Source organism: Bartonella mastomydis (genome assembly GCF_900185775.1).
Lineage (GTDB): Bacteria > Pseudomonadota > Alphaproteobacteria > Rhizobiales > Rhizobiaceae > Bartonella > Bartonella elizabethae.
Map to the genome: position 1 here is coordinate 401,229 of NZ_LT883137.1, position 14,101 is coordinate 415,329.

Below are 14,101 nucleotides of genomic sequence, written 5' to 3' on the forward strand. Positions count from 1 at the left end.
ATAACTTATGTACCTAGGTTTATATTGATTAAACACTAGAAATTTATAAGATTTTTAGTCATATATCCCTTGATAAGTAATCTTTAGAATAGAGAAATTTCATGAAAACGCCATTTAGCAAAATGGATGGTCTTGGAAATCAAATTATTGTTGCTGATATGCGCGAAAGCACACAGGCTCTTACACCACAAGCAATCCTTGCTTTATCGGCAGATCCTGAAATGCATTTTGATCAAATCATGGCTATCCACACTCCAACTCAGAACGAAGCCGACTTCCGCATCGAAATATGGAATGCTGATGGTTCAAAGGCTAAAGCTTGTGGCAATGGTACCCGCTGTGTCATTGCATGGCTTACAGACCACAATTTTGGTGAAAATTTTCGTTTAGAAACCCCCGCTGGATTAATCGAAGGAAAATACCAAGCCAACAATCTCATTTCTGTTGATATGGGATGCCCAAATTTCAATGCAAAAGAGATGCCTGTTTCACGTGAAATAGTTGATACTAATCACGTAGAAATTACAGCTGGTCCCCTAAGAGATGCTTGTCTTGTCTCTGTTGGCAATCTCCATGCTATCTTTTTTGTTGAAAATGATCTTCAACATATTCCATTAGAAAAATACGGACCAATACTTGAACATGATTCCCTTTTTCCAGAACGGTGTAATATTTCCATAGCTTGCATAACGTCAAAGAAAAGTCTAAATTTACGTACATGGGAGCGAGGAGCGGGATTAACACAAGCATGTGGGAGTGCTGCGTGTGCCAGTGCCGTGGCCGCTTATCGACGCGGTTTGACACAGCGCCATATCGATGTAAATTTACTAGGGGGGAAACTTAATATTTTTTACCGAGAAGATAATCACATTATTATGACAGGACCCATAAAATATCAATTTAGTGGTTTTTTAAATCCTTTAACAGGGTGCTATAAAAAGGATCACTCTTGATGGCAATAGAAATTGTAACTTTCGGTTGTCGACTCAATAGCTATGAATCGGAAATTATTCGCAAAGAAAGCACTGCTTCAGGTCTAGACCAGCTCAAAGATGGTGCTATTATTTTTAATACCTGCGCTGTCACTGCCGAAGCCGTACGACAAGCAAAACAAGCTATCCGCAAAGCGCGACGTGAAAATCCTCATGCGCGTATTATTGTAACAGGATGTGCTGCCCAAACAGAAGGACAAAATTTTGCCTCAATGACAGAAGTTGATCTCGTTTTAGGGAACGAAGATAAACTTCACGCCCATTCTTATCGTCAACTTCCTGATTTTGGTATTAATCATTCCGAAAAGGTGCGTATCAATGATATCATGGAAGTGCAAAAAATTGCTCCCCATATGGTCAGTGCAATGCAAGAGCGCACCCGCGCTTTTGTACAGGTACAAAATGGATGCGATCATCGCTGTACATTTTGCATTATTCCTTATGGACGTGGACCATCTCGTTCAGTTCCCATGGGTGCTGTCATAGAGCAAATTAAAAAACTTACAGGCGAGGGGATTCAAGAAGTTGTCCTTACAGGTGTTGACCTTACAAGTTATGGTCACGATCTTCCTGGAAAAGCGACTTTAGGAAAATTAACATCAGCCATTTTACATCATGTCCCCGATTTGGCCCGATTACGCCTCTCTTCTATTGATTCTATTGAAGCAGACGAAGAACTTATAAATCTTTTAGCCTATGAGAAAAGGATCATGCCCCATTTGCATTTATCCTTGCAAGCAGGCGATAATATGATTTTAAAACGGATGAAACGTCGTCATTTGCGTGAACATGCTATTCAATTTTGCCAAGAGTTGCGTTCCAAACGTCCTACAATGGTTTATGGTGCCGACTTAATAGCTGGTTTTCCTACGGAAACAGAAGAGATGTTTCAAAACAGTCTTGCTTTAATCAAAGATTGTAATTTAACCCACCTTCATGTTTTCCCCTTTAGTCCAAGAGAAGGAACACCTGCCGCACGAATGCCACAAGTCAACCGTAAAATAGTTAAGATGCGTGCTGAAAGCTTGCGTAAGGCAGGTGAAGAGGCCTACCAAAAACATCTTGTTCATTTACAAAACAGCCAACAAACAATTCTCGTTGAAAAAGATGAAATTGGACGAACAGAAGATTATACTCTTGTACAAATTAAAGGTGCAAAAGCAGGGACAATTGTTCAAGCTCTTATCATTGACCATGATGGCAATAAATTAATTGCTGTCCTTCCAAAATTAAACGCTGCTTGAGCAGGAAAACTCTTATGACGAAATCTTTTATTAAAAAAATATTTTCTTATTCCAAATCCAAAGAGCAGGAAAGTGAACAAATTTCCGCTCCTGATAAAAGCGATATAATAGAAGAAAATGAAGGGATAAAAAACAGCCAAGCCTCTATAGGGGTAGAAAAAGAGGAAAAAATAAAAAGTAAAAAATCAATACCTATAAAACACGATGACCTCCCCTCATCTGTAGAACTTCATTCTGATAAAGTCCCCCATTCTGGTAAAGTTTCTCCTTATGGCAAAATTATTGTCACAAACACCATTCGTGAAAAAAAGAGTGAAGAAACTTTACCCGAACCCTCTGTTGAACAAAAAAAGACAGCGTGGTTTGGACGCCTTAAAAAAGGTTTAGCCCTTTCTTCACAACGTCTAAGCGGATCAATTAGCGACCTCTTTGTTAAGAGAAAACTTGATGAAGAAACATTGCAAGAGCTCGAAGATATTCTTATTCAAGCTGACCTTGGTGTAGAAACGGCAACACGCATCACAAATACTTTAGCTTCCAGTCGTTATGAAAAAGATCTCTCCCCAGATGATATTCATATGATTGTTGCTGATGAAATCAAAAAAGTTTTGGAGCCTGTAGCAATACCATTAGAGCTTGATCTCAGTCATAAGCCTCATGTTATTTTACTGGTCGGTGTAAATGGTACTGGAAAAACGACAACTATCGGAAAACTTGCAGCTAAATTAACTGAAGGGGGACTAAAAGTTATGCTTGCTGCAGGTGATACTTTCCGAGCCGCAGCGATTGAACAATTGCATATTTGGGGTAAACGTACCGATTCTCCTGTTATTTCAACTAAATTGGGTGCAGATGCCGCAAGCTTAGCTTTTGATGCTTTCGAGAAGGCAAAAAAAGCAAACAGTGATGTATTAATTATTGATACAGCGGGGCGTTTACAAAATAAATCTGAATTGATGGATGAGTTGGCAAAAATTATTCGTGTTTTAAGAAAACACTCTCCCCAAGCGCCCCATACAATCCTTCAAACACTTGATGCCACCACCGGACAAAATGCACTCAGCCAAGTGGAGATTTTCCGTGATATTGCCGGTGTTAATGGTTTAGTCATGACAAAACTAGATGGGACTGCACGCGGAGGAATTCTTGTCGCGATCGCAGCAAAATATAAATTACCCATTTATTTTATCGGTGTAGGAGAGAATATTGAAGACCTTCAACCCTTTTCTGCCTCTGACTTTGCCGAAACTATCGTAGGAAAACATGTATGAAACAACCTTTAACAAACCCTAATTCACACAATAATTCTGAGAAAAATATGAACAACAATAAAAAAACACCTCTCTCACCAACATTTAAATTTCTCTTAGAAATGGGACCATTGGTCGCCTTCTTTTTTGCCAATTATAAGGGAGAATGGTTGATAAAAAACATTGAATTTTTTCAAAATTTTAGTAAGCCCATTTTTCCTGCAACAGCTATTTTTATGGTAGCGATTATTATTTCTCTAAGCTTATCGTGGATCCTTGCAAGACAAATTCCTATTATGCCTCTTATTTCGGGAATATTTGTTCTCGTTTTTGGCTTTCTAACGCTCTGGCTTCATAATGAAACTTTCATAAAGATGAAACCAACAATCATTAACAGTTTATTTGCTTGTATACTTTTTGGCGGCATATTTTTTAAAAAACCACTTTTACGTTATGCTCTTGACTCTACCTTAAAACTTGATGATTTAGGCTGGCAAAAACTCACCTATCGTTGGGCATTTTTTTTCGCTTTTCTTGCCCTTTTGAATGAAATTATTTGGCGCAATTTTAGCGATAATTTTTGGACGAGTTTCAAAGTTTTTGGTGTTATGCCTATAACAATTCTCTTTATGCTTACCCAAATGCCTCTTATATTAAAACACTCACAAGGGCTTTTTACAGAAGAGGATAAATCTAATTCTTAAACAAATTCACGATTACAGATTACTTTATGTATTCATTGACAGATACACTGTTCAGGAGAAAAGGTATGTTGATTGAACAGTTTATCTGTCGGGAGGATAATTTTGGTGTGCTCATTCATGATGAAAAAAGTGGTATGACAGCTGCAATCGATGTTCCTGAAAACAAAGCCATTCACAATGCTTTAAAGCGTCGTAATTGGACACTTCACACTATTTTTGTGACTCACCATCATTATGATCACGTGGAAGCCGTAGCAGAATTAAAACAAGTGTACAACGCTATGGTTATAGGACCAGAAGCAGAAAAAGAAAAAATTAATCATCTTGATCAAACACTTAAACCTGATGAAAAATTTTTCTTTGGCCCTCATACACTTTTAGCTCTCTCAACACCTGGTCATACCCTAGGAGCACTATCCTATTATTTTCCTGAAAAAAAATTACTCTTTGCCGGAGATACACTTTTTTCACTAGGCTGTGGACGCTTATTTGAAGGAACAGCAACGCAAATGCTGAACTCTTTAAAAAAACTTCGTGAGCTTCCTGACGAAACACTTCTCTATTGTGGACATGAGTACACAAAAAATAATGCTCTTTTTGCATTAACACTTGATCCAGATAATCAAAAACTTCAACAACGAGCAGAAGAGGTTTTTTCATTACGCGCAAAAAATGCCATGACTTTACCAGTCACTTTAGGGCAGGAAAAAGCAACAAACCCCTTTCTTCGTTGGGATGATCAAGCAATTAGAAAAAATCTTTCAATGAAGAATGCTACAGATGAAGAAGTTTTTGCCGAAATTCGAAAAAGAAAAGATAATTTTTAGCCACGTTTAAACTTGCGCTGTGCTTTTTTTCTTTTGTATCATATGCTCTAGAAAAAAAACACTAATAATTCTTTTTTATATAACTTGCCATCAGCAATTATCCTTTAATAGGAACTTTTCTTTTAAAGCTGGAAAAAACTGAAAAGGAATGTAAGAATTTACTTTCATAAACAAAAAATAAGTCTATCATTTATGACTCCAGTATCCACTCTAGTGTTAAAAATTACACTGCCTATATTTCTAGTAAACCAAAACTCGCGAGTATTTTAAAAGAAAATAATCTCACCCGTAGAGATTTTTCTTCTGGAATCTTAACACTTAAAGGGATATGAATGCTTCTTGCATTGGTATCCGAAAAGAAATATTCATCTGAGAAAAATATTATATTTCTCAATAATCTTAAATTTGTTAAAAGGGGCTTATTACAAAATAACGACTCATTTAGGAAGCTGTGGAGAGTTTATTTTGATAAACTAATCAATTATGAAAATTCGAGAAATATCATTCCATTACTATAATAGATCAAAATATTGTTTTATAATGATAATTCTCTATTTTGCGGGTTGAATAAGGAGTAAGAATATCGCAAAATTCTCTTATTCAAAATCTCTCCCATGTTGAGTCGACCAAAACTATCCGCTTGTAATGTACAAAGGGGCGGACTTGTATTGAGTAAAACTCTACAATAAAAATACCTTTTATGAATCATTTTAAGTACCAAGCACTTTGTCGTCCATTGAAAACTTTTGGGTGTTGGAAAAGTATACGTGATGATATGGCTTGCTCCTTCATAAAAGCAAAGATTAGAACCCTATAATTTTATATTATTCACGACGCTTTATCGTTATACCATTTATGAGAACGTCATAAAATGTGCTTGGGAATGTTGAAGAATATCTTTTTAAAACAAATATTTAAATTAGCAATCCAGTAGCGTTCTATTCTTCATAAGGGGCATATTTTCACCATTTAAAATAATTACCTTGTGTTCTGGTTATGTTTATAAATGATTTTTCTAAAAATAAAGGTCAATAGATGAAAAAGCCTTTATTAAAATTCAAAAAAGAAAGGATAAACTTTAATCATGTTTAAATTTTTATTGTGCTTTCTTTTGCTTTTTCCCTTTATATCATATGCTCAAGAAAAGAAACAAGAAACAGATAATCCTTCTCTTATATCACCTCTTATTGCAAATTATCCCTTAACAGAAGATCTTCTTTTAAAGCTAGAAAAAATTGAAAACGAATGTAAAAATTTACCTCCAGAGCCAGAAACAAAAAATACAAAAAGTGATTTCACCACTGATAATGATCATATTGAAGGATATGTCGCTTATATTTCTAGTAAACGAGAACTCGTAAACATTTTAAGAGAAAATAATTTCACACCAAAAGATTTTGTTGTTGCTCTCCTAGCACTTCAAGCAACATTGAATGTGCTTACCAACGAAGAAAATTCTATTTATAACCCAAAAATTATACCTTCAAGTAATATAGAATTTGCTAAAAAACATATGTATAGAATAATCGAAATTTTAAAAGGGAATTGTTAAAAAATTCTTTTAAAATAATCGATTAACTTTGTAAACGACGACAAATTTCATCTAATTGTTCTAGTGAAGAATAATGTATTTTTAAATCTCCACCTTTTTTACCGTGACGAATCATAACCTTCATTCCAATAACATCGGCAAGTAATTTTTCTAAAGATTTTGTTTCTGCATCCTTCTCCACAGTGGTACGTTTTTTAGTCTTAGGATTAGCTTGCTCATAGGCAAGTATTTCTGTTTGACGTACCGAAAGCCCTTCACGGATAATTTTTTCAGCTAACTCTTGTGGATTATCAACGGTTATAAGACATCGCGCATGTCCCGCAGAAAGTTGTCCATCCGTCAAGAATTGTTGTACTTTTTCTGGAAGTTTTAACAAACGAAGCGTATTAGCAACATGACTACGACTTTTTCCTATAACGTGCGCTAAATCGACTTGTGTATAATCATGTTCATTCAGGAGCATCTCATATCCTTTTGCTTCTTCAATAGGATTAAGATCAGCCCGCTGAACATTTTCAATAATAGCCAATTCCAAAGCAGTTTTATCATCGACATCACGAATGATAACAGGCAATTGACTTAAATTTGCACGTTGTGCAGCACGCCAACGCCGTTCACCCGCGATTAATTCAAACCGATGAGGATGATCTCTTAAAGGTCTTACAATAACAGGCTGAACCACACCATGTTGACGAATTGATTGTGCCAAATTGTCAAGCTCTGTTTCAGTAAAATGCCGCCGCGGATTATGAGGATTACACGAAATAGATTCAAGAGGAACAAATCGTTCGGAAATGCTACTGGATTCGGTTAATTTATCAAAACTTGATGAACGTGCAAGATTGTTGTTTAAATTGATATCGCCAATCAATGCTGCTAATCCACGTCCTAGTCTTTTTTTTGAGAGATCATCATTCATAATTTTTCTCTTTGAACTTTTAAATATTTTTTATATTTCTAAGCAGCGGCGCGTGCTTGTTTTTCACGTTGAATCATTTCTGATGCTAGACGCAAATAAGCTTGGCTCCCAGCACATTTGAGATCATAAAGCAATACAGGTTTACCAAAAGAGGGCGCTTCTGATACTCTTACATTTCGTGGAATAACAGTACGATAAACTTTATCTCCCATAAAAGAGCGTACATCTTCAACAACTTGATTTGAAAGATTATTCCGTCCATCATACATGGTGAGAACAATACCTTGAATTTCTAGGGATGGATTAAGAACGGATCTCACTTGTTTTACTGTTTCAAGCAATTGACTTAAACCTTCAAGCGCTAAAAATTCACATTGCATAGGAACCAAAACGGAATCTGCAGCGCCCATAGCATTCAGTGTCAGAAGATTAAGTGATGGTGGACAATCAATTAAAATATAATTGAATTTTTTTTCCATTTCTGGATCATCGTATAGAGCTTTACGCAAGCGTTTTATACGGTCTTGTGATGAAGAAATTTCCATTTCTACACCTAAAAGATCAAGAGTAGAAGGAACAATATAAAGATTGGGTACAGCTGTTTTTAAAGCCGCTTGTGTAATTGAAACTCCTGAAACCAGAACATCATAAGACGACAAAGGACGGCTATTACGATCAATTCCTAAACCTGTACTTGCATTACCTTGTGGATCAACATCCATAATAAGGACATTTTCACCAATAGCCGCTAAAGCTGTCGCAAGATTAATTGCTGTGGTTGTTTTTCCGACTCCACCCTTTTGGTTTGCAATAGCGATAATTCTTGTTTCGCTCATTTTGCTTTACCCTCTAATATGATCGAATATGAGAAATTTCTAAAATAACAGAATTTTCATCAACTTTACTTTTATGTTTTAACAGATCAAAGTGCCAATTGGCAGAGGCATTTTTTATTTCTGTAGCGTAATCCCGACCTTTTTGCAAAAGAGCGATCGTTTTTTCTGTTAATAAAGGAAAAATAAGCGGTAAAAGAACATTGAGCGGCGCTAATCCTCGCGCCGTTATAATATCTGATATGGGAATTTTTTGATATACATTTTCAATTCTAGCATGATAAACTGTTGCAGGAAGATTGAGTTGAGCAATAACAGTTCGCAAAAAAGCAACTTTTTTTCCATTACTTTCAACAAGATTAATATGTCCTTCTCTTTTTTCTTTCAAAAAAATAGCAATCACAATTGCGGGAAAACCTCCTCCTGATCCTAGATCACACCACTGTAAAGAATGAGGATACAAAGGAAAAATTTGTGCTGAATCTAAAATATGCCGTGTCCATAGATCTGGTATTGTTGCAGCAGATATCAAATTAATATGCGCATTCCATTGAAGTATTAAAGACTCAAACTGAATTAAATTTTCCATCGTTTCACGTGAAACAGAAGGAACTATATTTAATAGTTGCTGATATTTTTGTTCTGTAGAAAAATCCATTAAGCTGTTTTAGCCTTTTCACGTCGTTGACGTTGAATATATGTAATAATAAGGGATAACGCGGCGGGTGTCATACCATCAATTTTTTGTGCATCGGCAATTGAACGCGGCGACATTTCTTGAATCTTTGATTTAAGCTCATTTGAAAGACCTGAAATTGCCTGAATATCAAGAGATGAAGGAATTTCTAAACGTTCATCTCTCTGAAGAGAAGCAATATCTTGTGCTTGTTTATCTAAATAAACCGCATATTGTGCTTCAATTTCTAAAGATTCTACTGTTTTAGAATCAATTGTTTGCAGTTGTGGCCAAAAATGTGACAGACGCTCTAAAGTCATATGAGGATAAGCAAGAAAATCATAAGCCGAACGCCGAATTCCATCATGATTCACATGTAATCCATGAGCGGAAGCTTCATTCGGTGTTAAAAAGAGATTTTGGCATATTGATCGTGCTTGATCAAGCCGTTGTTGCTTTTTCTGATAACAATCCCAACGGTTTTTACTGACAATACCCCATTCTTGTGCCAAGGGTGTCAAACGCGTATCAGCATTATCAGATCGTAAAGATAAACGAAATTCAGCACGTGATGTAAACATTCTATAAGGTTCATAAACACCGCGTGAAACTAAATCATCAACCATAACACCAATATAAGCCGTAGAACGACTTATAAGTATTTCATCTAATTTACCCACTTTACGTGCCGCATTTAATCCAGCCAATAGTCCCTGTGCTGCTGCTTCCTCATATCCTGTTGTCCCATTAATTTGTCCTGCTAAAAACAACCCTGGTAAGGAGCGTAATTCTAAGCCTCTCGTTAATTGTTGTGGATTAACAAAATCATACTCAATAGCGTAACCAGGTTGTAAAACTGTAGAATTTTCCAATCCTTCAATGGTTTTCAATAGGGAAATTTGTACATCTTCAGGAAGAGAAGTAGAAAGACCATTTGGATAAACTGTATCATCATTTAATCCTTCTGGTTCTAGGAAAATCTGATGTCCATCACGTTCCCCAAATTTAACAATTTTATCTTCAACTGAGGGACAATAACGGGGTCCTAATCCTTCAATATTTCCAGAATATAAAGCAGAACGATGAATATTATCACGAATAATTTGATGTGTTTGCGCATTTGTACGTGTTATTGCACATTCAATTTGTGGCTGTTCAATTTTCTCTGTTAAAAGAGAAAAAGGAACAGGATTTTCATCGGCTTGTTGTTTTGGAAGACGATCCCAATCAATTGTTTTTTTACTCAGACGCGCAGGAGTTCCAGTTTTTAATCGCCCAAGCTTTATAGAATAATTTTTCAAACGATCAGCAAGTTGCACACTTGAGGGATCCCCCATACGGCCAGCAGCCCATGTTTTATCACCAATATGAATAAAACCATTTAAAAATGTTCCCGTCGTCAAAACAACAGCACCAGAAAAAATTGTTCCTTGTTTTTTTAAAACAACACCTGATACACAATGATTTTTTAAAACCAAATCAATAACTTCATCTTCAATGAGCGTCAGATTTTCTTGCTCTTTTAAAAGTTTTTGAATGGCTTCTTTATAGAGTTGTCGATCTGCTTGTGTCCGTGGACCTCTTACGGCTGGTCCCTTACGTCGGTTAAGAAGTCTAAACTGAATTCCAGCAGCATCTGCTGCACGTCCCATAAGACCATCTAAAGCATCTATTTCACGAACCAGATGTCCTTTTCCAAGTCCTCCAATAGCAGGATTACAGGACATTGTTCCCAGTGCCGATATTTTATGTGTCACAAGTGCTGTATGTGCTCCTACACGCGCTGAAGCTGAAGCTGCTTCACAGCCAGCATGACCACCACCAACAATGACAACATCATATGATTGCATTTAATTCATTCCAGAGAGAATAATTCTAAGGTTTCACGTGAAACAGAATATAAATTACATAATCTTTTAAATCTGTCTATGAAATAATTAATGTTTCACGTGAATCATTATTTACCAACACAAAACTCTGAAAAAATAATATCAAGCAAATCTTCAACATCAATATCTCCCGTAATTTTTCCAAGAAAATCACTTGCACGACGGAGATGTTCTGCACGTAAACTGAGATCAAGAGAATGATAATTGAGAGAATTTTCAATCTCTTTAACAGCTTCCTTTAAGAGTTGAAGTTGTCTTTTACGCGCCGGAACAAGGTTCCCAACTTCAGAAGCACGATGATGACAAAATAATTCAAGTTCTTTGATAAAATAATCAAAATTTAAACCCGTTAATGCAGAAAATTGTATAGAATAATCTTCATCATTTTTTTCATAAAGATCAAGCTTATTGCCAATACGCCATATTTCAGCCGATGTTTCTGGTAAATCAACTTGCTTAGGATTTCCTATATCATAAACCAAAATAACCAAATCAGCTTCTCTAACATGCTGTTTAGCAACTTCTATTCCTAATTGTTCTACCTTATTTTCTGTTTTTCTAAAACCAGCAGTATCTGTTAAAAAAATAGGTAAACCAGCAAGAATAAGCCTCATTTCTAAAGCATCACGTGTTGTCCCTGCTTCTTCCGTTACAATAGCAACAGATTTTCCTGCAAGACGATTCATAATGCTTGATTTTCCAGAATTTGGAGCCCCTGCAATAACAATTTTTAATCCATCACGTAATATACTTGCACGCTCTCCTTCAGCAATATGTTCTCGAAGAGAAATACAAAGATCTTCCACATCTTTCCAAATTTTATCAGATATTGCGTTGGGAATATCTGCTTCATCAGCAAAATCAAGTTCTGCTTCAATAAAAGCACGCGCCTTCATAAGTTTATGACGCCAATCACGATAAAGTGTCGTTAAATGTCCACTTGTCCCCATCACCGCTAAACGTCGTTGGCTTTCCGTTTCTGCTTCTATTAAATCAGCAAGACCTTCTGCTTGAACAAGATCTAATTTTCCCTCCATAAATGCACGACGTGAAAATTCACCTGCCTCAGCCATACGGCATCCAGAAAATGTCGATAATTCATCAAGAAAACGATTAACAACTGCTTTTCCGCCATGCAAATGAAATTCTGCACAGTCTTCTCCCGTGAAACTATGAGGAGCAGGAAAAAAAACAGTCAAAGCAGAATCTAAAAAACTACCATCACGAGCAGTAAGATTTCCATAATGCATAAAGCGTGCTTTAGGTAAACAACCACAAAGGGTTTCAACTATATGCACAACATGAGGACCAGAAAGCCGAATGACTGCAACCCCTGAAGGTAACAATCCACTCGAAATAGCAAAGATTGTATCCACAGGTTCTATCCTAATAAAAACTTTAATGACTCTATGTATTCATTGAATCAAAAAATTCACTATTGTTTTTTGTTTGCTTTAATTTATCAATCAAAAATTCAATTGCATCTGTTACATTCATAGGCGCTAAAATACGACGAAGAACAAAAATTTTGTGTAAATCTTGTCGTGCGACCAAAAGCTCTTCTTTGCGCGTTCCTGACTTCAAAATGTCCATAGCAGGGAAAATACGCTTATCAGCAACTTTTCGATCAAGAACAATTTCCGAATTACCTGTTCCTTTAAATTCTTCAAAAATAACCTCATCCATACGGCTTCCTGTATCAATCAAAGCCGTTGCAATAATGGTTAAAGATCCACCTTCCTCAATATTACGTGCAGCACCAAAAAAACGCTTTGGACGCTGTAAAGCATTTGCATCCACACCACCCGTTAAAACCTTCCCTGAAGAAGGAACAACCGTATTATATGCACGTCCAAGACGCGTAATCGAATCTAGAAGAATAACAACGTCACGACCATATTCAACGAGGCGTTTAGCTTTTTCAATAACCATTTCTGCCACTTGTACGTGACGTATTGCAGGTTCATCAAAAGTAGAAGAAACGACCTCTCCTTTTACTGAACGCTGCATATCCGTAACCTCTTCTGGTCGTTCATCAATCAAAAGAACAATAAGATAACATTCAGGATGATTAGTGGTAATAGAATGAGCAATATTTTGCAATAAAACTGTTTTTCCTGTCCGAGGTGGTGCAACAATTAATCCTCTTTGTCCTTTTCCCAATGGAGATATTAAATCAATCACGCGCGATGACATATCCTTCTCTGTAGGATCTTGTATTTCCATTTGGAAGCGTTCATTTGAATAAAGAGGTGTGAGATTATCAAAGTGAATTTTATAACGAATTTTTTCAGGTTTTTCGAAATTAATTGTATTAATTTTAAGAAGAGCAAAATAACGTTCCCCTTCTTTTGGGCTTCGTATAGGACCTTCGATAGTATCACCTGTTTTTAGAGAAAATGACTGAATTTGCGAAGGTGAAAGATAGATATCATCAGGTCCAGGAAGATAGTTAGCATCAGCAGATCGCAAAAATCCAAATCCATCTTGTAAAACCTCAACAACACCTTCGCCTATAATTTCTACATCTTGTAGAGCAAGTTTTTTCAAGATCGCAAACATTAATTCTTGTTTGCGCATAAGGGAGGCATTTTCAACTTCTAATGTTTCAGCAAAAGAAACAAGTTCAACGGGATTTTTGCTTTTAAGTTCTTGTAGTTTCATTTTTTGCATGAAAGATGCTCTTTTAATTAAGGAGAGAATTACCTTGAACAATTTACGGAGATTTTATAGAACGAAATATTCTCAAGAAAAAAATATTTTACACTCAATTTTTTCAATCTGCAAGTGCCATTTATATGAAATTTATTCATGTAATATTAGGGATATTATATAAAAAAATATAAAATCCGAATAGTATTTAATTGTTTTATAAAAGAATATGAATTTAATTTGTAGCATTCACGAGATGCTATTTAAAGGCATTTTTTACAGAACTTTTTATTAATAAATTTATATTAAAGAAGGGATTATTTTTATTTAAAACTGTGTTTAGTGTGAATTATTATTTATGCTTTATTTATCCTCAATTTTATCCACAAAAGAGAAAAAAAAAAGGATAAAAATAACACTATCTTAAAGATATTATCCCCTCTTTTTTTTACAAGAGGTTTTAGATTATCACAAAGGATTTATTTGTGCATAATAATGGAAGGTTTTTTCTAAATTTTAGTTTTATAAAAAATCCTAAAGATATATACACATGTCTTAACAAG

Annotated in this window: 12 protein-coding genes; 6 read left to right on the forward strand and 6 right to left on the reverse strand. The window is 35.7% G+C overall.

Features of this window, described 5'->3' with window-relative positions:
• Positions 1 to 101: 101 nt before the first annotated feature.
• The 6 genes from dapF to FJG96_RS02515 all read left to right on the forward strand — a co-directional run bounded on the left by dapF (position 102) and on the right by FJG96_RS02515 (position 6,569).
• Positions 102 to 953: a diaminopimelate epimerase gene (dapF, locus tag FJG96_RS02485; protein WP_139412589.1), complete on the forward strand. Its 852-nt coding sequence runs from the start codon at positions 102 to 104 to the stop codon at positions 951 to 953.
• Positions 953 to 2,236: a tRNA (N(6)-L-threonylcarbamoyladenosine(37)-C(2))-methylthiotransferase MtaB gene (gene mtaB, locus FJG96_RS02490; protein WP_139412590.1), complete on the forward strand. Its 1,284-nt coding sequence runs from the start codon at positions 953 to 955 to the stop codon at positions 2,234 to 2,236. Before dapF ends, mtaB begins: the two co-directional genes overlap by 1 nt.
• A gap of 14 nt (positions 2,237 to 2,250) precedes the next feature.
• A complete protein-coding gene (gene ftsY / locus FJG96_RS02495) occupies positions 2,251 to 3,507 on the forward strand; it encodes a signal recognition particle-docking protein FtsY (protein ID WP_139412591.1) in 1,257 nt (418 codons plus the stop codon).
• Positions 3,504 to 4,190 carry a septation protein A gene (locus FJG96_RS02500; protein WP_139412592.1) on the forward strand — a complete coding sequence of 229 codons (687 nt, stop codon included), beginning with the start codon at positions 3,504 to 3,506 and terminating at the stop codon, positions 4,188 to 4,190. Before ftsY ends, FJG96_RS02500 begins: the two co-directional genes overlap by 4 nt.
• Before the next feature lie 65 nt (positions 4,191 to 4,255).
• Complete coding sequence (gloB, locus tag FJG96_RS02505; RefSeq protein WP_139412593.1) at positions 4,256 to 5,017, forward strand: hydroxyacylglutathione hydrolase; 762 nt, start codon at positions 4,256 to 4,258, stop codon at positions 5,015 to 5,017.
• Between the two features lie 1,084 nt (positions 5,018 to 6,101).
• Entirely contained in the window at positions 6,102 to 6,569 is a 468-nt protein-coding gene (locus tag FJG96_RS02515) for a hypothetical protein (protein ID WP_139412594.1), read from the forward strand.
• Between the two features lie 22 nt (positions 6,570 to 6,591).
• Here FJG96_RS02515 and FJG96_RS02520 read toward each other — a convergent pair whose 3' ends face one another.
• The 6 genes from FJG96_RS02520 to rho form a co-directional block, all read right to left on the reverse strand.
• Positions 6,592 to 7,488, reverse strand: coding sequence for a ParB/RepB/Spo0J family partition protein (locus FJG96_RS02520; RefSeq protein WP_005774318.1), 897 nt, complete (start codon positions 7,486 to 7,488; stop codon positions 6,592 to 6,594).
• 38 nt (positions 7,489 to 7,526) lie between these two features.
• Positions 7,527 to 8,324: a ParA family protein gene (locus FJG96_RS02525; protein WP_139412595.1), complete on the reverse strand. Its 798-nt coding sequence runs from the start codon at positions 8,322 to 8,324 to the stop codon at positions 7,527 to 7,529.
• A 13-nt stretch (positions 8,325 to 8,337) separates the two neighbouring features.
• Positions 8,338 to 8,979: a 16S rRNA (guanine(527)-N(7))-methyltransferase RsmG gene (gene rsmG / locus FJG96_RS02530; RefSeq protein WP_139412596.1), complete on the reverse strand. Its 642-nt coding sequence runs from the start codon at positions 8,977 to 8,979 to the stop codon at positions 8,338 to 8,340.
• Entirely contained in the window at positions 8,979 to 10,847 is a 1,869-nt protein-coding gene (gene mnmG, locus FJG96_RS02535; protein WP_139412597.1) for a tRNA uridine-5-carboxymethylaminomethyl(34) synthesis enzyme MnmG, read from the reverse strand. The genes rsmG and mnmG overlap by 1 nt, the downstream gene beginning before the upstream one ends.
• Positions 10,848 to 10,954: 107 nt before the next feature.
• Positions 10,955 to 12,262, reverse strand: coding sequence for a tRNA uridine-5-carboxymethylaminomethyl(34) synthesis GTPase MnmE (gene mnmE, locus FJG96_RS02540; RefSeq protein ID WP_139412598.1), 1,308 nt, complete (start codon positions 12,260 to 12,262; stop codon positions 10,955 to 10,957).
• Between the two features lie 31 nt (positions 12,263 to 12,293).
• Positions 12,294 to 13,559 (reverse strand): transcription termination factor Rho, encoded by a 1,266-nt coding sequence (gene rho, locus FJG96_RS02545; protein ID WP_005774324.1) that lies wholly within the window; start codon positions 13,557 to 13,559, stop codon positions 12,294 to 12,296.
• Positions 13,560 to 14,101: the final 542 nt, after the last annotated feature.